Source organism: Lientehia hominis (assembly GCF_021044755.1).
GTDB classification, from domain to species: Bacteria; Bacillota; Clostridia; order Lachnospirales; family Lachnospiraceae; genus Lientehia; species Lientehia hominis.
Map to the genome: position 1 here is coordinate 203,333 of NZ_JAJNOR010000001.1, position 21,883 is coordinate 225,215.

Annotated in this window: 21 protein-coding genes; 2 read left to right on the plus strand and 19 right to left on the minus strand. The window is 50.9% G+C overall.

Features of this window, described 5'->3' with window-relative positions; genetic code table 11:
* Window positions 1–17: 17 nt before the first annotated feature.
* The 16 genes from LQE92_RS00930 to fba all read right to left on the minus strand — a co-directional run bounded on the left by LQE92_RS00930 (window position 18) and on the right by fba (window position 15,024).
* Window positions 18–1,076, minus strand: coding sequence for a pyridoxal phosphate-dependent aminotransferase (locus tag LQE92_RS00930; RefSeq protein WP_231061140.1), 1,059 nt, complete (start codon window positions 1,074–1,076; stop codon window positions 18–20).
* 10 nt (window positions 1,077–1,086) lie between these two features.
* Window positions 1,087–2,067 (minus strand): adenosylcobinamide-phosphate synthase CbiB, encoded by a 981-nt coding sequence (gene cbiB, locus LQE92_RS00935; protein WP_231061141.1) that lies wholly within the window; start codon window positions 2,065–2,067, stop codon window positions 1,087–1,089.
* 1 nt (window position 2,068) lies between these two features.
* Window positions 2,069–2,662, minus strand: coding sequence for a histidine phosphatase family protein (locus LQE92_RS00940; RefSeq protein WP_231061142.1), 594 nt, complete (start codon window positions 2,660–2,662; stop codon window positions 2,069–2,071).
* A 3-nt stretch (window positions 2,663–2,665) separates the two neighbouring features.
* Entirely contained in the window at window positions 2,666–3,010 is a 345-nt protein-coding gene (locus LQE92_RS00945; protein ID WP_231061143.1) for a bifunctional adenosylcobinamide kinase/adenosylcobinamide-phosphate guanylyltransferase, read from the minus strand.
* A 106-nt stretch (window positions 3,011–3,116) separates the two neighbouring features.
* Window positions 3,117–3,875, minus strand: coding sequence for an adenosylcobinamide-GDP ribazoletransferase (locus tag LQE92_RS00950; RefSeq protein WP_231061144.1), 759 nt, complete (start codon window positions 3,873–3,875; stop codon window positions 3,117–3,119).
* The gene (locus LQE92_RS00955; RefSeq protein ID WP_231061145.1) at window positions 3,872–4,414 is read right to left on the minus strand and encodes a bifunctional adenosylcobinamide kinase/adenosylcobinamide-phosphate guanylyltransferase; all 543 of its coding nucleotides are present in this window, start codon (window positions 4,412–4,414) and stop codon (window positions 3,872–3,874) included. Before LQE92_RS00955 ends, LQE92_RS00950 begins: the two co-directional genes overlap by 4 nt.
* 27 nt (window positions 4,415–4,441) lie before the next feature.
* Entirely contained in the window at window positions 4,442–5,572 is a 1,131-nt protein-coding gene (gene cobT / locus LQE92_RS00960) for a nicotinate-nucleotide--dimethylbenzimidazole phosphoribosyltransferase (protein WP_231061146.1), read from the minus strand.
* Between the two features lie 4 nt (window positions 5,573–5,576).
* Window positions 5,577–6,962, minus strand: a complete 1,386-nt coding sequence (locus LQE92_RS00965; protein WP_231061147.1) for a cobyrinate a,c-diamide synthase — start codon at window positions 6,960–6,962, stop codon at window positions 5,577–5,579.
* A complete protein-coding gene (gene cobK / locus LQE92_RS00970) occupies window positions 6,959–8,992 on the minus strand; it encodes a precorrin-6A reductase (protein WP_231061148.1) in 2,034 nt (677 codons plus the stop codon). The genes LQE92_RS00965 and cobK overlap by 4 nt, the downstream gene beginning before the upstream one ends.
* A 24-nt stretch (window positions 8,993–9,016) precedes the next feature.
* A complete protein-coding gene (gene cobJ, locus LQE92_RS00975) occupies window positions 9,017–9,748 on the minus strand; it encodes a precorrin-3B C(17)-methyltransferase (protein ID WP_231061149.1) in 732 nt (243 codons plus the stop codon).
* Entirely contained in the window at window positions 9,745–10,851 is a 1,107-nt protein-coding gene (locus tag LQE92_RS00980; protein ID WP_231061150.1) for a cobalt-precorrin 5A hydrolase, read from the minus strand. Before LQE92_RS00980 ends, cobJ begins: the two co-directional genes overlap by 4 nt.
* 25 nt (window positions 10,852–10,876) lie before the next feature.
* On the minus strand, window positions 10,877–11,632 hold the full coding sequence (gene cobM, locus LQE92_RS00985; protein ID WP_231061151.1) for a precorrin-4 C(11)-methyltransferase: 756 nt from the start codon (window positions 11,630–11,632) through the stop codon (window positions 10,877–10,879).
* A complete protein-coding gene (gene cobI / locus LQE92_RS00990; RefSeq protein ID WP_231061152.1) occupies window positions 11,625–12,320 on the minus strand; it encodes a precorrin-2 C(20)-methyltransferase in 696 nt (231 codons plus the stop codon). Before cobI ends, cobM begins: the two co-directional genes overlap by 8 nt.
* Before the next feature lie 56 nt (window positions 12,321–12,376).
* Window positions 12,377–12,694: a hypothetical protein gene (locus LQE92_RS00995; protein ID WP_231061153.1), complete on the minus strand. Its 318-nt coding sequence runs from the start codon at window positions 12,692–12,694 to the stop codon at window positions 12,377–12,379.
* A gap of 15 nt (window positions 12,695–12,709) precedes the next feature.
* Complete coding sequence (cbiD, locus tag LQE92_RS01000) at window positions 12,710–13,852, minus strand: cobalt-precorrin-5B (C(1))-methyltransferase CbiD (protein WP_231061154.1); 1,143 nt, start codon at window positions 13,850–13,852, stop codon at window positions 12,710–12,712.
* A gap of 230 nt (window positions 13,853–14,082) precedes the next feature.
* The gene (gene fba, locus LQE92_RS01005; RefSeq protein ID WP_231061155.1) at window positions 14,083–15,024 is read right to left on the minus strand and encodes a class II fructose-1,6-bisphosphate aldolase; all 942 of its coding nucleotides are present in this window, start codon (window positions 15,022–15,024) and stop codon (window positions 14,083–14,085) included.
* A 233-nt stretch (window positions 15,025–15,257) separates the two neighbouring features.
* Here fba and LQE92_RS01010 point away from each other — a divergent pair, with 233 nt between their 5' ends.
* Window positions 15,258–15,878, plus strand: coding sequence for a DUF4397 domain-containing protein (locus LQE92_RS01010; RefSeq protein WP_231061156.1), 621 nt, complete (start codon window positions 15,258–15,260; stop codon window positions 15,876–15,878).
* Between the two features lie 19 nt (window positions 15,879–15,897).
* Here the strand turns inward: LQE92_RS01010 and LQE92_RS01015 are convergent, their stop codons facing one another.
* The 3 genes from LQE92_RS01015 to LQE92_RS01025 are packed head-to-tail and all read right to left on the minus strand — an operon-like array spanning window position 15,898 to window position 20,590.
* Window positions 15,898–17,718, minus strand: a complete 1,821-nt coding sequence (locus tag LQE92_RS01015) for an ABC transporter ATP-binding protein (RefSeq protein ID WP_231061849.1) — start codon at window positions 17,716–17,718, stop codon at window positions 15,898–15,900.
* A 25-nt stretch (window positions 17,719–17,743) separates the two neighbouring features.
* Window positions 17,744–19,969 carry an ABC transporter ATP-binding protein gene (locus LQE92_RS01020; RefSeq protein WP_231061157.1) on the minus strand — a complete coding sequence of 742 codons (2,226 nt, stop codon included), beginning with the start codon at window positions 19,967–19,969 and terminating at the stop codon, window positions 17,744–17,746.
* Between the two features lie 24 nt (window positions 19,970–19,993).
* Window positions 19,994–20,590 carry a MarR family winged helix-turn-helix transcriptional regulator gene (locus LQE92_RS01025; protein ID WP_231061158.1) on the minus strand — a complete coding sequence of 199 codons (597 nt, stop codon included), beginning with the start codon at window positions 20,588–20,590 and terminating at the stop codon, window positions 19,994–19,996.
* Window positions 20,591–20,915: 325 nt separating this feature from the next.
* On the opposite strand from LQE92_RS01025, the gene LQE92_RS01030 reads away from it, so the two are divergent.
* A complete protein-coding gene (locus tag LQE92_RS01030) occupies window positions 20,916–21,863 on the plus strand; it encodes a LysR family transcriptional regulator (RefSeq protein ID WP_231061159.1) in 948 nt (315 codons plus the stop codon).
* The last annotated feature ends 20 nt before the right edge of the window (window positions 21,864–21,883 follow it).

The following is a 21,883-nucleotide window of genomic DNA, read 5'->3' on the forward strand; positions in this document are numbered from 1 at the left end:
GCCTGATCTCCGGGCTCTTATTCCACTTCCGAATCCGCTACGCCGTATATCTGTCCCAAGGCATTGAGGAGTGTTTCATTCTCCTTCCTTGTACGCACCGCTATCCGGTAATATCCAGGGCAGAGTCCCTGGTAGTTGCCGCAGTCCCGGATCAGGATGCGGCGGCGGACCAAAGCTTCCTTCAAATCCGTCCTGTCACCGTGAAAAAACAGGTAGTTGGCACTTCCCTCATATACAGTAAACGGATAACTCCTCATATGTTCCAAAAGCCACTGCCGCTCATTCCTTATATAACAGACGGAAGCCTCCAGAAAATCCGTTTCCCTCAGCGCCTGGATACCTGCGGCCTGAGCAGGCACCGATACGCTCCAGGGCTGCCTCAGCTCATTCAGTCTTTCTATAAGAAACGTATCCGCCGTCATTCCATATCCCAGGCGGAGACCGGCCATGGCATAGGATTTTGTAAATGCCCTTAGAAGAAAAATTCCGCCCTCCGATATGCTTCCGGCCATGGAAACGCGCTCCTTTTCTCCCGTGAGCTCCAGGAAGCATTCATCCAGTACGAGAAAAATCCCCAGACGCCGGCATTTTAACAGTACTTCCTTTAAAAAATCCCGGCCGGTAAGCATACCTGTGGGATTATTGGGATTGCACAAAAACGCAATGTCTGTCTCTTCTGTCAGAGCCTCCAGATAATCCCTTCCAATCTGAAACCCGTTCACCCGATCCAAAGGGTAATAACGGCACCGGCAGCCAAAAGCCTCCAGTGCCTGCCCATACTCGGCAAATGTCGGGGCCGTGAGAAGCGCCTGCTTTGGCCTTTTGGCCGCCGCCAGCAGAAAAATAAGTTCAGCGGCTCCATTTCCACATATGATATGTCCCGGGCTGATTCCTTCTGCCCGGCCAATGGCCTCCCGGAGCTCCGTACAATAAGGATCCGGATAATGCTCTGACCGGTCAATGCTTTCCCTGGCCGCCGTTTTCACCCTCTCCGGCATGCCGAGGGGATTCAGGTTCGCAGAAAAATCCAGAATCTTTCCGTATTGATATATATTGCCGCCATGTATATGTTTCACCTGCGCCACCTCATCCCAGTTTAAATATCACACGGTACAAAAGAAGAGAACACCCCATAAAGAAGAGAAGTCCGAGAACTGACGTCATATACATAAGCCTGTTGGCTCTTCGTATGTCTTCGACAGCAGCCGGCCGTTTCGCATCTCCGATGGTCTTCTTTTTGTGAAGAACTCCGAAGTACCAGGCGTCCCCCGCCAGCTGGATATCCAGAGCCCCGGCACAGACAGATTCCGTCTGTGCCGAATTGGGGCTGGCATGATTGTGGCGGTCACGCCAGAACACCATCCAGGCATTCCGCCAGTCCATCTTCAAGAAAACACTGGAAAGCATCATCAGGAATGCAGAGATTCTGGCCGGAATGTAATTGCAGATATCATCCAGCCAAGCCGCTGCCCTCCCAAAATACAGATACTTCTCATTTTTATATGCGATCATAGAATCCATAGTATTGACAGCTTTATAGAAATACCCCAGCACCGCTCCGCCAAACGCCATGTAAAGCATGGGGGCGATCACACCGTCTGAAGTATTTTCCGCTATCGTTTCCACCGCCGCTTTTATGACGCCTTCTTCAGAGAGTTTTTCCGTATCACGGCCCACAATCCGGCCGACCGCTTTCCTGGAGCGCTCCAAATCTCCTTTTTTCAGCTGTCTGTAAACTTTCATACTCTCTTTTTTCAAGGATCTCGCCGCTAGAAGCTGATAACACATAAAGCTTTCTATAGCCAGCCGCAGATATGGATGCACCATGCCGGCCAGATAAAGAAGCAGAAATGGAATGCCCGTGGAAACACCTAAGACCAGAAAGACCAGCAAAACCCCGCCGGCCATCTGATCTCCCTTCGTATCCGGAAAAAAATTGCGTATCTTTTTTTCTAAGAAAGAGATCAGGCCGCCAATCAGGCAGACCGGATGCGGCAGCCGGCAGGGGTCGCCAAAAAGCATGTCCAAAAGAAACCCTATGCCAAGCGCAAATGCAAAATATTTCATGTCACGGAACACCCCTGATATCTGTAAGTTTATTGTCCCCGGACTTCCAGGCTTCTTCGCATAGCCATGCGGAAAATCCCTGTCCGTTCTTTACCTGCCATTCATAAAAATTCCGTTTCGGAGAGCCGAATCGCTCCAGAATGGACATGATCGTCCCTCCGTGGACTACAAAGGCTGCCGAACCGGCTTCTTCTTCCAAGAGCTCACCAACAGCGAGATAAAAAGTCCGGCAGCATCTTTCTGCAAAAGCACTGCGGCTCTCTCCTCCCGGAAACGGCAGAGTGCCGCCGCTGTCCACCCAGGACTGATAATCCGGTACACCTTCAAGCTCTTTATAATTTTTATTCTCAAATCTTCCGAAATCACACTCATTGAAGCCCGTCCTGATCCGAGCGGGCAGCGATGGGAACAAAAGAGTCGCGGTTTCTTTCGTTCGGAGCAGGCCGCTCACGTATACGGCCTCCGGATCCGGAAAAGAAAGCCCGGCTGCAATCGCCTCTTTTCCTTCTGCACAGAGCGGCTCATCCGTCGTCCCGATATAACGGCCAAGAAGATTTCCCGAAGTCTTTCCGTGCCGGATTAAATATATCTTCATGCTCTATCCTTTGATCTTTCCGGGAATCCCCGCCATGACCCGGTAAACCTCGTCTGCCTGCTTTGCCAGATCACAGAGGATCCTGCCGGCTGTTTCCCGGTATTTTCTCTCAAACACATCTACCGGCACGATACCGCAGCCAATTTCATCCGCCACAAATATCATATCCTTCCTGCACTCCGCTATCCCAAACAACTCTTCCCGAATCTCATCCTGGCCGGCGCCGGCATCCATGCGCCCCCTGATCCATTCATGGACTCTGTTCATCACCCGGTCTGGTTCTTCTCCGGCTATTTCAAGGGCAGCCTCTGTTTTTCCCTGGTAAGCTCCTCCGATTATCAACACCATATTCTGCTCCTTATCATTTTAACACAAAATAATAGCTGTGTCATGGTCTGTCCGTTATCCTTATGAACTTTCTCCCGTACAATGCCGGCCGCCCATCCCGTGCCGTCTAAAGCGGCAGATACCAGGCGGCTACCACGGCTATTCCCATGAACAGCTCACAAAGTTCCGTAAACCAGCCGGCCAGATCGCCGGTAATACCTCCAAATTCTTTATAAGCTTTATAGCGGTAATAACAAAAGACGAAAAGGCCTGCGGCTGCGGCAAAAAGTCCTGCTTTCCAATCCAAAAGGATCATACCGGCGCCGGCTGCCAAAAGAAAGACTGCCAATACGAAGCGGGTGACATACTTTTCCGCATTGGTGGAAAAGGCGGCCAGAAGACCATCCTTCCTGGCATTTTTAAAAGTCACCACAGACATTCCGCTGAGGGCCCTGGAAAATACGAAAGAGACAGCCATGACCGTCAGATATTCATCCGGCATGCCGCTCCACATGCCCAGAGAGACGACCAGGTAGATTCCTGTGACGATTATGGCAAAGGCTCCCGTATGAGAGTCCTTCAGAATCTCCAGCTTTCTCTCTCTGCTCTGGTATGAGGAAAGCGCATCTGTCGTATCCAGGAAGCCATCCATATGGATGCCCCCCGTCACCAAAAGCGGTATTACCGTGAGACCGGAAGCCCGCAGAAGCTCCGGCGTATCCAAACGGCTGCAAAGCACTCCGAACCCGACGATCAGCGCGCCTATGACCACACCGATCAGGGGAAAAAAACACATGACGTATTTCATCTTGTCTTCCGACCAATCGGCCCGCGGCACCGGTATTTTAGAATACATGGCAAAGGCAAGCAAAAAGGAATTTATCATAACGGTCCTCCTTTGTGATAGATGGGAATGGAATACACGACCTCTATCAAGGCATCTGACTCTGCCGCCATTCTCCGGTTGATCTCCCCCAGGGCTTTCCTGTACGCTTCTGTGGATGCGTCATAAGATACGCCGTCGGAAAACACTTCGTTGCTCACCACCACCAGATTATCCGTCTGCGCTCTCAGGTTTCTGATTCCTTCCATGACCGCCTCCGGCGTTCTGGCGCCTGCTCCGCCCTTCTGGTAGAATTCATTGGCAGTCAGGTTGGACATACATTCCAAAAGTACAGACGGCTTCTTTCCTTTTACGGCAGGCAGCCGCAGACTGTTAAGGCCGGTATAGCACTCTACGGTGGTAAATCCCTTATCCTTCCTCATCTCCCTGTGCCGTTCAATTCTCCTGCGGCTTTCTTCGTCAAAGGGAAACATCGTTGCAAGATAAAATCTGCCGCCCTTTCCGCCATCCATCTTTATGAGCAGGTTTTCACTGAATTCCGATTTACCGCTCCCGCTTCCTCCCGTCACTACCACAAACATCTGTTGTCCTCCGTACTTCTGAAATACTTATAACGGCTGATACTGCTCCACGTTCATATCATCAAAGGTAGCCATCCTGTGGTAAACCGTGAGGCCCATATCCAGGACGGACAGGGCGGCTATCGCGCCGGTCCCTTCCCCCAGGCACATCTCGCAGCACAGCATGGGCTTAAGACCCAGCTCATCCAATATGAGCTGGCCGGCCGGCTCCTTGGAAACATGGGACGCAATCATATAATCCCTTGTCAGGGGCTTAAGCTTCACCGCCAAAAGAGCGGCCACACTGGATATAAACCCGTCAATAAGCACCGGAATCCGGTATATGGCGCCTCCCAGAAAGAGCCCTGTCATACCGGCGATATCATAGCCTCCTACTTTCACCAGGATATCCATAGGATCTTCTCTGTCAGGCATCAGATTTCCAAGCGCCTCTTTGATCACATATATTTTCCTTTGCAGCCCTTCGTCAGAAAGACCTGCTCCCTTTCCGGTCATCCGCTCCGCCGGCTGGGAAAGGAGCGCTGCGGCCACCGCGCTGCTGGTGGTAGTGTTGCCGATACCCATCTCCCCTGTGGCCAGGATATCGTATCCCTGTGCCTTAAGACATCCTGCTATCTCGATTCCGACCAGGACAGCCCGGAGCGCTTCTTCCCTGGTCATGGCCGGACCCTTCGCAAAATTCCGGGTACCCCTTCTCACCTTTCGCTGAAGCAAAGTCCTGGGAAGAAGCTCTCCCTCTTCCTTCGGAACTCCTTCTAAAAGACTTCCCTCCGTTGCCATTCCAATATCCACAGGAAAAACGTCGGTCCCGGCCGCCTCCGCCATCACTGTCACCGTAGTGCTTCCCACCGCCATATTCTCTGCTACAATGGCGGTCACTTCGCTTCCCGTCTGAGTGACCCCCTCTTCGATTACGCCGTTGTCCGCACACATGGCCACAAGTGCCCTCTTTTTAAGATTCACACGGCTGCTGCCGCTGATTCCTGCTATCTTTGCCACATTATTTTCCAACAGCCCCAGGCTTTTTAAAGGTTTTGCAAGACTATCCCATCTTTCCTGGGTATCTCTGGCGGCGTCCTCATTCACAGGACCCACGCTGCGAAGCAGTTCATCAAGCCGCGCCGCGAGCTTTCCTTCCATCGTCATCTCTCCGTCCATCGTCTTATCCTCTCTTTTTTCTCCGGAATTCCCGGCAGCTCTTTAAAAAACTTCCTGCCAATTCCGGATTGCCATAGTAATAAAAATGCGGGAAACCGGCCAGCAGACTGCCCTGATTTACCATACATTTCCACCTTCTCTTCCCCGCAGGCTTCTCTGCCAGAAAGGAATCTCCGTTGCAGGTACTGTCCCAATAATGGAACTCATGGGCGGGAAAACGTTCCCCTGCCTTTCCGGCTATGGTGTCCTCCTTAGCCGTCAGCGTTATGTAGCCAAACCGGGAAAGTCCCGGTGTACGGTAGGCATGTCCCTTTATCACACCTGCCATCGGCCATGTCTTTCCTTCCCCGTCTTCCAGTGTCTCGTGGAGATACAGAAAACCGCCGCACTCGGCCAGACAAGGAAGGCCTTCCTCCAACACATTTTTTATTTTCGAAAGCATCTCCGTGTTTTCTGATAGCGCTCCTGCATAGAGCTCTGGGTATCCTCCCCCAAGAAGCATTCCATCCGCTTCATCCGGCAGCGTTTCATCCCTAAGGGGACTGAAAGGAAGCAACTCTGCTCCCATATCCTCAAGCAGCTGAAGATTATCCGCATAATAAAAGTTGAAAGCCTCGTCCCTCGCCACTGCGATCCGGACCGTCCCCCCGGAGGCAAAACGGCTCAGATCCGGCTCTTTGCAGCAAAGAGCCGGCGCCGTTTCTCCCAGCGCACACAATCCTTCCAGATCCACAGTCTTTGAGATCACTTCTGCGAGTCCCGACAGCTTTTTTTTCAGATCCACCATCTCATCGGGACGCTTTAAGCCCAGATGGCGGCTTTCCAGAAGACATTCAGAAAGCTTAGGCACATACCCGTAAACCTTTACCGGAAGCTCTGCTTCAATCAACGCCTTCATTTTCTCATATATCATCGGAGAGACCTGGTTTAAAAGGATTCCACGGATCTGCTTTTGCTTCTCGTAATCAAGGAAGCCCTTTATCAGGGGCACCGCGGACAGGCTCATCCCCCTGCAGTTTACAATGAGGACCACTGGGGTCTCCGTCAGAGCAGCCACTTCATAGGTGCTGGCCTCCGCCGACATGCCGCCTAAACCATCAAAATACCCCATGACGCCCTCTATCACAGAAAGATCCGCTTCCCCGGCCCCTCTCTCCAAGAGGAACCGCAGTGTTTCCTTTTCCGTGAAAAAGCTGTCCAGATTTCTGGATTCCATTCCCAAAACGCTCCTGTGAAACATCGGATCGATATAATCCGGCCCGCATTTAAAGGAAGCCAGCCGGACACCCTTCTGCTTCCACGCTTCCAGCAGGCCGCAGGTGAGAAGCGTTTTTCCGCTTCCGCTGCTCGCCGCCGACAAAAGAATCCTCGGAGTCTTCCCCGCCATCATATCTCTTCCTTTCCAGTGAAACTGACGATATAGACCGGATTCTGTCCCATCATCAGCTGATGCTCCCCCAGCTTTTTTGCCCGGGAGACCATCACCTGGGATATCTCCCCGTCTTCTGTGTCATAAGTCTTCATCAACGAGACAGCTTCAGCCACCGTCTCCAGGGCAATGGCGTTTATGACAATCCGTATTCCCGGATTTTTCCGGAACAGAAGCTCGACGATTGGCTTCAGGTTTCCAGAAGAGCCTCCAATAAACGCATGAGTCGGAACCGGAAGCGTCTCCAGTGCTTCCGGCGCTTCCCCTTCTATGATCTCCAAATTGGGAACGCCAAATTTTCGTTTATTCTCCCGAAGGAGAGCGGCCGCCTCCGGATTTTTCTCTATGGCGTATACCCTTCCGTTCCCGGCCTGAAGCGCAGCTTCCACAGAGACCGATCCGGTACCCGCACCGACGTCATAAATTACAGAATCCCGGCACAGCCTCATCCTGGAGACCGATACTGCCCTGATCTCACATTTGGTCATCGGCACCTTTCCCCGTATGAATGCGTCATCCTCCAGACCATGGGTCACCACATGGCCGGCAGCCATGGGATTTTCAATAAAGGCCACTGCAAGAGAGTGAAAATCTTCTGAAAGGAGCGTCTCTGGAGTTCCCCGCCGGATGCGCTCCTCCTTATAGGAGAGCTTTTCCCCCACAGCCAAACGCACATCAGATAACCCATAGTGCAGAAGCTCCTTACAGAGCTCCCCCACACCGTCCTTCCCTCCGAGGAGGGCAAAGACCTTTCTATTTTCCCGCACGGACTGTATCAGGTTCTCAAATCGGCCGTGGATGCTCATAAGTTTTGCATCATCCCATGAGATTCCCAGCTTTGCCGCAAAATAAATCAGTGAAGACATTCCTGGAATGCAGCGGACAAGGTATCCTTTTTCCTCCAAAAGCGGCTGCAGTTTTTTGGCACCGCTGTAAAATCCCAGATCGCCGGAGAATGCCACCGCAATATTCCGATACTCCGGGTGCTCCTCCATCCAGGAAATCATTTCCTCATTTTTATAGGATACAAAGGAAGGTTTCTGCAAAGTCCCCAATGCCTGCAGCATCCGTTCTGCTCCTACTACCGCATCGCATTTATCAAAGGCATTCTTTGCCGCGTCTGTCATCTGAGAAACCGCCCCTGTCCCAATGGACACCAGCACCGCCTCCCTTCGTTTCATTTGAAGGCCGTGTTCAGCCGGCGCATCTTCCTCTGCCGCGCCGGAAGGAAGAATCTCCATTTTCTCCAGAAGGCCGAGAATCTGCTCATAGGAATATCCCTGGCGCTCCTCCGGCCGTCCTACAATCACAACAGCCGCACCTGCATGCTCTGCCGCGCGGAGCTTCTCCTCGAATCCTCCGGCTTTCCCCGACGACTTTGTCACAAGGTAGCGAATGTCATATTCCTTCATGATGGCATAGTTCATTTCTTCCGAAAAGGGTCCCTGCATGCAGATAAGATTTCTTCCCTCAAATCCCAGCCTGCGGCTGGCAGAGACAGATTCTTCAGTAGACAGCACTCTGGCAAATACCCGTTTCCTGTAATCCTTTATTTCCGTATATTCCTTAAGCTCCTTGCTCCCCGTGGATGCGAGAATGTTTCCGGTCGTTTTCTTAAGATATTCTGCGGCGGCTTTCACACTGTCTACAAAGACTGTATTTCCGCCGTATTCTCCTGCCGTCTCTTCCCGAAGCAGACGAAAATAAGACAGACCGTTCTTCTCCGCCGCTCCTCTGATATTTGCAGACACTTCCACCGCATAAGGATGAGTGGCATCGACCACACAGGAAAAGCCATCTGCCGCCATCAAAGATTCCATCTGTTTCTCATCAAGGCGTCCGGTCAAATGTGTGATGGTCTCACCTCTCGGAAGAAGCGTTTCTCCGTATTCTGTCGCCACACAGACCGCCGTCTGGACCGATGCGCCAGAAAGCCGTTCTGCCAAGCGCCGTCCCTCCGTCGTCCCTGCGAATATCAGTACCTTATTCATCCTTCTTCACCCTCCTGATCGTTTTCAGACGTTTCGATAGCCTCTGGGAGTCACCATCTTCCCTCCGATATTCTTTGTCTGAGAATTGCCGATCCATACAGTAGTGAACATATCTACCTGAGTCTCCCGCAGCTCTCCCAAGGTCAGAACATGGCCTTCCTCGCCGCAGCGGCCGATGTTCTTCACATAGCCGCAGACAGTATCCGGTTTCTGATACTCCAGAACCAGATCACACGCCTTCTGCAGATAATCCTGTCTTTTTTTGCTGGAGGGATTATAGAGACAGATCACAAAATCTGCGGCTGCCGCCAGTGAGACCCTTTTCTCAATTTTCTCCCAGGGCGTCAGCAGATCGCTCAGGCTGATGACCGCGAAGTCATGAATTAGAGGAGCGCCAAGCACCGCCGCGCCGCTGGTAGCCGCGGTCAGACCTCCAATCAGGCGGAGCTCCACAAGCGGATATCTGACGCCTATCTCATACATCAGCCCCGTCATGCCATAGACGCCGGCGTCTCCGCTGCAGATCATCGCGACAGTCTTTCCTTTCATCGCCTCTTCAAAGGCCAGCTCACACCGGTCCACCTCCCGTTTCATGGGAGTGCTCATATATTCTTTTTCCGGAAAATGCTCTTTGATCAAGTCCACATAAACCGTATATCCTACGATCAGGTCGCTTTTTTTCAATGCCTCGGCCGCCTCTATGGTCATTTTCTCATAGGCTCCCGGACCGATTCCAATCACATATAATGTATTCAATCCCAGTTCTCCTTTTCAAACCGTATTTCAATTTTTCGCTTTGCAGCCGCTATGGTGATACCGCTTCCCGCCTGCTTCCTGAGCAGAACACAGCCGTTTCCGCTTCCTGCTGCAGCCGCCCGTTCGCATACGGAATCCACGCCTACTGTTTTCTTTACAAAATCCGATCCTGTATACACTCCCGGAACGCTGGACAGCTCTTGTCCAGAATAGAAACAAAGAGGGAGGCCCAGGGTCTTTGAAAGCTTCAGGAGGCCCTCTTCCTCCTTTTTCACATCTATGGTAGCGATCTTCTCCAGCGCCTCCTTAAATATCCCGGAAAGTAAGAGCTGTTTTTCAAGAGCTTCTTTCAGGCTCTCCTCAGAAACGCCTCTTCTGCAGCCCATTCCCACCGTCACGGTACGGGGAATCAGATATAAAGTATCCTTGCCGGAGTCCAGTTCTTGCTCCGACACAGCCACTTTAAGCCCATTCTGCTCCCGAAATGCCTCTATCGTCTCACAGAAACACAACTCTTCCGGTATCTTTCCTCCCCCGACATGCTGGCTGCTGTAAAAAGGAATCGTATTCCCGGCCAGCAAAAAAGCGGACACCCGCTTCGCCAGACTCCTGTCCGAAAGGATAAGACCATTTTTCACAGCAAATACATCTACCGCAAACCGTCCGTTTACATCGGTAGCGGTGGAGATCACCGGGACAGCTCCGGTGAGCCCCGAAGCTAAAGCAGCCAGCTCATTGGCCCCGCCCACATGGCCCGACAGCAAAGCTACAGCGAATCCGGCCCGTTCATCCATCACTACCACCGCCGGATCGGTGAACTTGTCTTTTAAAAACGGCGCGACTGCGCGCACGGCAATCCCACATGCCCCGATGAAAATCAGACCGTCGTACTCCAAAAAAGCCCGGCCGGTCCAGGTCTTCAGTGAGCTTCTCACGCTTTCCGGCTGATCCGCTTCCTGTGGATTCTCCCCGTCCTCCGCCTTATTCTTTTCCGCCCTTTTCTCATATCCTTTTGCCAGATATCCAAGGCCGCGAAGCTTCCCGCACAGCTTCCGGTTCAACTGGCTTCCTGTCTCCGTAAAACTGATGACCGCTATCCGCATGGACTCTCCTTTTTCCTAAAACAGTCTATTTTACCGCCTTTCGGAATTCTGTGGTAAACGCCGGGTTATAAAGCTCTGAACGGTCATAAGTATCGCCCAGTACCTTCCCGACCACGATAAGAGCCGTTTTCTTGATCCCGTTCTTTCGCGCCGTCTCCGCCAGTGTAGAGACCGTACAGCGGAACACCTGCTCATCCGGCCAGGTCGCTTTGTATACGATGGCCGCTTCCGTATCCTCCCCATATCCGCCGGAAAGAAGCCGCTCTTCCAGTTCCGTAAGCATCCCTGTGCTAAGAAAGATCACCATAGTAGCCTGGTGAGCGGCAAGAAGGGAAATTTCCTCCTTTTCCGGGACCGGGGTCCTTCCGGCCATTCGGGTTATGATCACAGTCTGTGATACATCCGGAAGCGTATATTCCGCGTGAAGGGCGGCGGCGGCTCCGCAAAAAGAGCTGACCCCCGGACACGACTCAAAGGGGATCCCAAGTCTTTCCAGCTCGTCCGTCTGCTCCCGGACCGCACCATATAGACAGGGGTCCCCTGTATGAAGGCGCACAGTCATCTTTCCCGATTTCTCCGCCTTCTTCATCACTTCTATAACTTCTTCCAAGGTCATGACCGCACTGTTGTATACTTCACAGGAATCCTTCTTATAATCCAAAAGTGCCGGATTTACCAAAGAACCTGCATAGATAATCACATCTGCCTGCTCCAAAAGGGCTTTTCCTCTGACTGTGATGAGATCCGCAGCGCCCGATCCTGCTCCCACAAAATTAACCATGATGTGCCTCCTTTACGATCAGCAGAGAATAATACCCTGCATTTTCGTCAATTTCTTCCACAGACCGATAAATCCTTTCATTTTCCATCCCGCAGTTTTCCACCATATAGGCTTCGCAGTCCTTCTTGCGGAGAAGATCCTTGACCTCCCCCATTTTCTTTCCGGATTTCATCAGAATCTTAGTTCCCGAGAGTTTCAGAGCTTCCTCCGCTCCATAAGTAGCCGGTATCACATGCAGCTCTTCTTTCGTCTCCACAAGTCCCAGATTAAGCCTCGCAGCAGCGGCGCAGAAAGAAGGAATCCCATTTATGATCTCTGTAGGATATCCTGCCCCCGCCACCCTTCTGTGGATATAAAGATAGGTAGAATAGACCGTCACGTCTCCCAAAGTCAGAAACGCCACCTGCTTTCCTTCCCTGAGACATTCCATAATCCGCCCGGCTCCATTGTCATGGCTTTCCGCCAGCTTATTCTTATCCTTTGTCATAGGCATATCAACGCAGAGGAATTCTTTTTTATCGATTCCTTCCACGGCTCCCTCCGCGATTCGGTATGCCACACATTCTTCCTTCGAAGCCGCCGGCAGGGCGATTACATCAGCCTCCCTGATCACCCTCACTGCTTTTAAGGTCATGAGCTCCGGATCTCCCGGCCCGACCCCGACCCCATAAAGTTTTCCATTATTCATCACTTTATCCTCCGGCCTCTTTTTTAAGAGACCTTTCTTTTTTCCATCCTGCCTCGTCACGGGCGTTTCCGGTATTTTTCCAGAACGGCTGAGTAAGCTATCATCATAGCAATGCACAGAAGCATAGTTCCCAGGATTGTCACAATAGCCCCCGGCGAATTTTGTCCGCCTCTTGAAAAGAGTCCAAGCACAAAGAGCAGAACAGAAAATAAGATCCATATGATTCCGACGGACCGATTATACCGCCTGATGTCTGTCACCTCCGGAGCTTTTACATTGGCCCAGAACCCCATCTGTCTCTTCGCAAAAAAACAGCTGACTCCCAATCCCAGAAAAACAGCGCTCACCAGACTCCAAATGACCATGAACAACATACCGCGCCTCCTGTCTCAGGATTTCCGGATCCGCTCCAGCATAGTAGCCGCGCCGGACGTCTGTCCCAAAATCCCGTATACGTTTGAAAATGTGACCGCCTCTGTCTCCATGCCTCCTAGGCACCTGTGGTCCAGATAAAAGCCTATCCGGTCCATGACGAGTTCCATCGTTCCTTTTAAATATCCACACTCTTTTAATATCCTCACCCCGTCATCGGTGGTGGGGGCTTCCAGGAGCTCCCGGAGCATTTCCACAGGCGCCCCAGCCTTAAGCGCCGCCGATGTAAGGAGTTCCAGCCGGCAGTCTGAATTTCGGGAATGGGTATTCATGATCCCGCCGGACAGCTTTATAAATTTTCCAATATGCCCTATAAACAGTATCCCTTTCACTCCCAAACCCATAGCGATGTCAATGGTATCCCCGATGTAATTGCTGCATTTCATGGAGCGGGAAGGACTGATCCGCAGCTCATCTCTGGAAAACACAGTCCCATAGTTTCCCGGAATCACCACCAGATACTCCAATCCGCTTGATATCAGCACTTTCATTTCCACTTCTATGGACTTTATCAGCGCAGCTTCGCTCATGGGCTCCACAATCCCGGTCGTCCCCAAAATGGATATCCCCCCCTGTATTCCCAGACGCGGGTTGAAGGTCTTCTCACCAATCCTTCTCCCATCCGGCACTGAAACTGTAATGTTCAGATTTCCCCTGTATTCATAAGCTTCACATGCCTCTGATACCGCTTCTCTTATCATCTGCCTAGGCACCTGATTGATGGCCGCTGCTCCCACAGGCTGTTCCAGTCCTTTTAACGTCACACGCCCTACTCCTTCGCCTCCATCCACAAAAAGAGGCTCTTTTCCATCCTTCTCTCTGTACTCCACTCGGGCGTAAATGAGTAAGCCGTTGGTGGCATCCGGATCATCTCCGCCGTCCTTTTCCACAGCGCAGCTGACCCAGCCCTCCCCTCTGCTTATATCCTTTATATCCAGCTGCAGAAGGATTCTTTTTGGCGTCATCAGATCCACCCTTCTGACCTCTGAGCCACCCAGGAGCATGAAAGCCGCCGCCTTTGCCGCCGCTGCGGCACAGGACCCTGTCGTATAACCGCACCGCAGCTTCTTATTCTGTTTCATCACATATTTTTCAAGCATCTTTCGTTTCCCCATGGTCCAACACAGAAAAAGCCGCTGAAAACTCAGCAGCCCGCTGTCATTCCACTGCTATTTACTTACGCAGATATTTTAACAAAATCGACATACTTTGTCAACGCAGGCACTGAACTCTCCACCGGATTTTCTGTGCTGTCACTATGCTTATGAAAATAAAAAAAGCGGCATGGGAACCCATACCGCTTGTCTGTTTCGTAGGAAAACTCCTGCTGTTACAGAGCCTTTCCAGCAGAGCCGAGCACTTCTGCGATCTTATGCTTAACAACTGCCTTTACGTTAGCTCTGGCAGGCGTCAGATACTGTCTGGGATCAAAATGATCCGGATATGCCGCCATATGCTCTCTGATTCCGGCAGTCAGAGCCAGTCTCAGGTCAGAATCAATATTGATCTTGCATACCGCCATCCTTGCAGCCTGACGAAGCTGATCTTCCGGAACACCGATGGCATCCTTCAGAGCGCCGCCGTTTTCATTGATGATCTTCACATACTCCTGAGGAACAGAGGACGCTCCGTGCAGCACGATGGGGAATCCGGGCAGTCTCTTTGCCACTTCTTCCAGAATATCAAATCTCAGCTGAGGATTTGTACCAGGTTTAAATTTATATGCGCCATGGCTTGTACCGATGGCAATAGCCAGGGAATCAACGCCGGTGCGGTCTACAAATTCCTGAACCTCTTCCGGCCTTGTGTAAGAGGAGTCCTCTTCGGAAACCTTTACATCATCTTCGATGCCGGCCAAAGTACCAAGCTCAGCCTCTACCACCACGCCTCTCTCATGAGCGTATTCCGCAACTTTTTTTGCAAGGGCGACATTCTCATCAAAAGGTTTTGAGGATCCGTCGATCATAACGGATGTGAATCCGCCGTCAATACAGGATTTGCAAATTTCAAAATCTGCGCCGTGATCCAGATGCAGAGCGATCGGAAGATCCGGATAAATCTCCAGGGCAGCATCTACAAGATGCTTAAGATATGCAGCGTTTGCGTATTTTCTTGCACCGGCAGATGCCTGCAGGATAATCGGGGATTTCTCCTCCGCTGCGGCTTCTGTGATACCTTGAACGATCTCCATGTTGTTTACATTGAATGCACCAATGGCGTATCCACCTTCATATGCTTTTTTAAACATTTCAGTAGTTGTAACTAAGGGCATTGTTTTTTCTTCCTTTCCTTATGGATTCTGCGCTTCCTTCGCGCTTCGTCTTTATTATATCATAAAGTCTCTATTTTAACAGTTCTTTTTTCACTAAAAAAATGCGCAAAATACAGGGGTTTTCCATTAACATTTTGTAAAAAAATGTCAATGCTTCTTTCCGTATAAGTTTCACCAATCCCCGTAACCGACATATCATAAATCAACAGCATTTTCCTGAAAGGATGTTTTCCTTGAACGAAACCTCCTGTTATATCCGGTTTTTTCACGCTGCTGCAGACACAGAAGCCCTTCAGGTTTCCGTGGACGACGCGTCTTTTATCCCCAGCCTCCCTTTCCGTACCGTCAGTGGATACGGTCCGGTCAAATGCGGCTTCGTGACTATCACGCTGTCCGGTACACGCACCAGACGGGTTTATCTACAAAAGACTCTGCCTTTTTTCCTGTCCATTAAATATACCATCGCAATCATTCAGACGGTCAATGGACTGGATCTCCGGCAAATGTATGATTACATGTGCCCGCTGCTCCCCGATAGGTTCGGCTGCATCCGTGCTGCAAACCTGGCTTACGGCAGCCAGCCCATGGACTTTTTCCTCTACGGCAACAAGCTTATGTTCACCGACGTGGGATTTAAAGAGGTCACCCCCTTCAAACCCTTACGTCCCGGGGAATACGGCTTTTACCTGACGCCGACCCAGGATGAGGAAAATCCTCTGGTATCCGTGCTCACTGACATAGAAGCCGGGAACATGTATACCATGTGCGTACTTAACGGTACCTGGGGGCCGGATGCCATAGACGTCATGGTCCTCAGCTATGACGATACCATACCGGAAATCCAGCCCCGATGACCGAATAAGATGCGGTGCTTTACGCAGTCTTCTCAAACTGGCTGTTGTAAAGATCCGCATAGAATCCCTTCTTCGCCAACAGTTCTTCGTGGGTACCCTGCTCGATGATATCCCCGTCCTTCATGACGAGGATCAGATCGGCATCGCGGATAGTGGAAAGCCGGTGGGCGATGATGAAGCTGGTACGCCCCTTCATCAGATTGTCCATGGCTTTCTGAATCCGCTCTTCCGTTCTCGTATCCACGGAACTGGTGGCCTCGTCTAAGATCAGTATCCTATTATCCGCAAGGATGGCGCGCGCTATGGTCAGCAGCTGCTTCTGTCCCTGGGAGACATTGTTCGCCTCCTCATTCAGTTCCATATTATACCCTTCCGGCAGTGTGGAAATAAAATGATGGGCGTGAGCTGCCTTGGCTGCGGCTATGACCTCTTCGTCAGTGGCATTCAGGTTTCCGTACCGGATATTTTCCATAATGGAGCCTTTAAACAGCCAGGTGTCCTGAAGGACCATTCCGAAAAGCTCCCTGAGCTCGCTTCTGTTAAAAGAGCGTATATCATGACCATCTATTTTTATGGAACCGCCGCTCACATCATAAAAACGCATAAGCAGTTTTACAAGCGTGGTCTTCCCCGCACCGGTCGGTCCGACGATGGCGATCTTTCTGCCCGCGGATATCTCCGCACTGAAATCTCCTATGATGATCTTGTCGGGGCGGTAGCCGAATTTTACATGGTCAAAGGTCACATTTCCCTCAATTCCTTCAATGGATACGGGATTCTCCACGATCTGATCCTCTTCCTCCTCTTCAAGAAATTCAAAGACACGCTCTGCCGCCGCTGCCGTCGACTGAAGCAGGTTGGATACCTGAGCAATCTGAGTGATCGGCTGTGTAAAGGTCCTCACATACTGAATAAAGGACTGAATATCGCCGACTTCTATGGTCCCGCGGATGGTCAGGAAACCGCCCACGATAGCCACGGCCACATATCCCAGATTTCCCACAAACTGCATGATAGGCTGCATCATACCGGAAAAGAACTGGGACTTCCATGCTGACTGGTACAAGGTCTCATTGGTGTCGTTAAATTCTTCCAGGACAGCCTCTTCCCGGTTGAAAACCTTCACTACCGTATGGCCGCCGTAGGTTTCTTCCACCTGTCCGTTTACATGACCCAGATATTCCTGCTGCTGGCTGAAGAACTTCTGTGAATGCTTCACAATGAAGGAAATCAGCAGCATGGAAATGGGAAGGATCAGCAGTGCAATGATAGTCATGAGCGGGCTTATGCTTAGCATCATGACCAGGACGCCGATAATGGTCGCCACTGATGTGATCAGCTGCGTAATACTCTGGTTCAGGCTCTGCCCAAGTGTATCGACATCATTCGTCACACGGGAAAGCACCTCGCCGTGGGTCCTTGTATCATAATAATTCATGGGCAGGCGGTTGATTTTCTCAGACATCTCCCGCCTCATCCGGAAGCTGACCTTCTGTGAAATGGAGGTCATCACCAGGCCCTGGATAAAGCTGAAAAAGGCGCTGATCACATATAATCCAAGCAGGATCAGAAGAATCCTTCCGATGCCGGCAAAGTCAATTCCAGCTCCTCCGCTCAGCTTCCCAGTAAGGCCATTGAATATCTTCGTCGTTGCTTTTCCTAAAATCTTCGGCCCGATCACAGTGAATATGGTACTGCCGACGGCAAAGATGAGCACCGTCAAGATTCCCCATTTATAACGTCCCATGTAAGCCAAAAGCTTTTTCATGGTCTTTTTAAAATCTTTCGCTTTCTCACCTGAGCCCATAGGTCCGTGTCCCATACGGCCGCCCATACGCATTTTTCCCGGATTCTTTCCTGTCTCATTACTCATTGTCTGCAACCTCCTTTTCCAGGTTCTCACTGCCAGAGCTTCCATCCGTTCCAGAAAGCTCCGCCTCTGACAGCTGGGACTGGGCAATCTGCCGGTAAATTTCATTCGTCTTAAGAAGCTCTTCATGGGTGCCTTTTCCCACTATACTCCCCTCATCCAGAACAATGATCTGCTCCGCATGGAGGATCGTGCTGACACGCTGCGCCACGATCAGCATAGTGCTGTCGGACACCTGATCCTTCAAAGCCCTTCTGAGAGCCGTATCCGTCTTAAAGTCCAGTGCGGAAAAACTGTCGTCAAACACGTATACCGGCGGCTTCTTTGCAACAGCCCGCGCAATGGAAAGACGCTGCTTCTGTCCGCCGGACACATTGGCTCCTCCTTGGGCGATATGGCTGTCGTATTTATCTGGCTTTTCTTCTATAAAATCGGAAGCCTGGGCAATCTCGGCAGCCTTCCGGATCTCTTCATCGGTGGCGTCCTTCTGTCCGAACCTCAGATTAGAGGCGATGGTCCCTGAGAATAGAACTCCTTTCTGAGGAACAAATCCAATCTGACTACGCAGTTCTTTCTCCGACAGATCCCGGATATCAACGCCGTCCAGGGTGATGGCTCCCTCCGTCACGTCATAGAGACGGGGAAGCAGATTCACCAGAGTGGACTTTCCGCTTCCGGTACTGCCGATGAACGCCGTCGTCTCACCTGGCTTTGCCACAAAGTCAATATCGTGGAGCACATCATTTTCTGCTCCCGGATATCGGAAAGAGACATGTTTAAATTCTACTACGCCCTTTTTATCCTTTGGCAGTCTCGCAGGGGATTTCTTCTCTTTTATAGAAGGCTCTGTCACGAGTATCTCGTCAATCCTGTGCGCCGCAACACTGGCCCTCGGCAGCATGATGGATATCATAGTGATCATCAGGAACGCCATGATGATCTGCATGGTATAAGTGATAAAAGCCATCATATCCCCTACCTGGATGTTCCCGCTGTCAATGCCGTGCGCCCCGGTCCAGATGATCAGTACTGTGATGCCGTTCATGATCAGCATCATAGCCGGCATCATGAATGTCATACACCGATTGGTGAACAGCATCGTCCTGGTCAGATCCCGGTTGGCATCGTCAAACCGCTTCTCTTCATGCTTCTCCCGGCTGAACGCCCGGATGACGGGAAGTCCGGTCAGGATTTCTCTGGTCACCAGGTTCAGGCGGTCAACCAGTTTCTGCATCTTCTGGAACTTCGGCATTGCCACGACCATGAGGACTGCCACCAGGCAGCTGACCGCTGCCACTGCGACCGCGATGATCCACGCCATGGAGGTATTGGTACGGAGCACTCTCACCAAGCCGCCGATTCCGATGATCGGAGCATAGAGAACCATTCGCAGAAGCAGCACCACCACCAGCTGTACCTGCTGAATGTCGTTTGTACTTCTCGTGATCAAAGAAGAGGTGGAGAATTTATCCATCTCCGCGTTGGAAAAAGAGACTACCTTCGAAAACACCTGCCCTCTCAGTCTCATGCCGACCGATGCGGCTACTCTTGAAGCGATCAGACAGACCAATACGCTGGCCGCCATGCTCAGCAGGGCGATTCCTAGCATCTGAAGCCCCTCTGACCATAAATAATCGGTCTGAAGCTTGTTGATATTTATCCCGACGGCCTGATACTCTGCCTTCACGTAGGTAATCCCCATCTGATCCATTATGGAATCCGAAAGGGCTGCCATCTGCTTATCCATCTCCCCTCTTATCTGAGAGACTGCTTCTTCCGGCAGGACTGACACATCCATTCCGTTCTTCTCTGCCATCAGGAGTGAGACGGCCGGCCCGCTCATGATGCCGTCCAGTGTCTCCAGGTCCTCCTTTTCCATATCGTTTCTCAAAAGCAGATCCTGGCTGCGAAGCTCCGGATACTTCTTCGCATATTTGTTGAACTCTTCTTCTGTAAGGCTCTCTTTGGAAATGCGGGTGTAAGAAGCTTCTGCCGCCTCCCGTTCTTCTTCATCCATGAACCGCAGAAGTTTTTCCATTTCCGTCTGGCGGATGACCTCCGGCGACACATGACTGATTCCTCCCTGCTGTATTCCCACGTCCACAATGTCGGACGTATACGCCGGCAGCGACAGATCGCAGAACGCCTGCAGGCCTAAAAGCGCCAGGATCAGCAGCACCCAGCCCGCCGACTTCCTGAGGTATTTCAATATTTTAGTCATAATACATATTCTCCTTCTGATGTCTTATTCTGTAAAAGATGCCTTGCGTCTTTCTACCTCTTCCTCTGCGTAATCGAAAAGCTCTTCCGACAGATTCAGAAGCATCATCATTTTTTCTTGACCCATCCGCTCAAAAATCTGTTCTGCCATCTGATCCCGATACCTCCGCTCCTCCTCCAGACATCTTCTTCCCAACTCCGTGAGTTTTACGAACACTACCCTCCTGTCGTGTTTGGACGCTGTCCGTTCGAGATATCCCTTTTCTTCTAGGTTTCCAAGCATCCTGGAAACGGCCGGCTTGCTGATAAAACCGCCGCCTGTCAGATCAGAAGGCTTCGCCCCCTCTTCATGAGCGGATATCTCCGCCATGCGGTCCACGTGGATCATCATCATCATCTCACTGGGCTTAAGCTTCAGGGACATCTCCTGCAGACAGGAAAAACGGTGAAACCGTTCAATCTGCTCAAAAAACATTCTTCCCATCTGAGCAACCGATTCCTCTCCGGTCCTTCTGCGATAATACCGCCTATTCCGCCCTCTGTGGGTCCTGCAGTCACCGTGGATCTCCCTATGGGGTCCGGCCCTGCGTTCTGAGGCCTCTCTTTCCCTATTGTTTTCCAATTTCTCACTTCCTATCTGTATGCTGTCCAGGTAAATTTAATTAACAATGTAAACTATTAACTATGACAAACACTTATTATAGTTCAAATTCTTTGAAAGTCAATACTGTTTATGCTTTCTTAAGAATTCTGTCTTGACGAACATAGTGTAAAAGAACAATATATATTCAGAATGGCGCGGCAGGCAAGACACCGGCCGAAACTCCAGCCGGTGAATTAATGGACCATAGAAAATGATTTCAAAAAAGTGTTTAGAAGTTTCTTTTACAAATAGAAATTTCTGCTCTATACTTATCTTATCAAGGGTATTTTAGGAGGAGCCTCCCATGAAAAAAGAAATGTACTATGTTTATGAGATATACCGTGAAAAAAGCTTTTCTAAGGCGGCCGAAAAGCTTTTTATTTCTCAGCCTGCCCTGAGCGCCATCGTCAAAAAGCTGGAGAACGAAATCGGATTGCCGCTGTTTGATCGGAGCGCCAAACCCATTCGTCTCACAGAAGCCGGAAAGTTCTATATTCAATCCGCCCGTAAGATCATGGACATCGAATCCGATATGGAGGCTTATTTTCACGACCTGTCAAACCTCCAGACAGGTACAGTGAGGCTCGGTGCCGCCACTTATTTCTGTACCTACATCCTGCCTCCAGTCATCCATTCTTTCTCTGCCTCTTATCCTGGTCTGAAGGTCCAGCTTACAGAAGGTTCCTCCCCTGAGATTCTGGAACTTTTAAAGGATTCCTCTCTGGATTTTTCCCTAGACAATCTGACCTGTGAGGAGCCCGGATTTCTCTGCCGGACTTATGCTTCAGAATCCATAATCCTGGCAGTACCCTCCTGTCTCAAATCTTCAGAGCTGCTGGCCGAAAAAAGCCTTTCCCATACTGATATCCGAAACGGAAGGCATCTCTCGGAGGACTGCCCCTGCGTATCCTTGAAAGCGTTTGAAAACGAGTCCTTCATCCTTCTTCGCCGCGGCAATGATATGTATCAAAGAGCTTCCGGCATGTTTGAACGGGCAGGCATCTCCCCTACTGTCAGCATGTATCTGGATCAGATGATGACCGCTTACCATTGCGCGGCTTCGCAGATGGGCATAACCTTTATAAGGGACTCCATCCTGCATTATGTGCCGGAAACCGACCGTCTTGTATTCTTCAAGCTCCTCGACCCGTCTGCAAAACGGGGGATTTATCTCACCTACCGGAACAACCGCTATCTGCCCCGCGCGGCATCCGCTTTTTTAAAATTTTTGATTCCGTCCGAGCAGTCATAGAAAGAAAAGCTTCCTCAGGA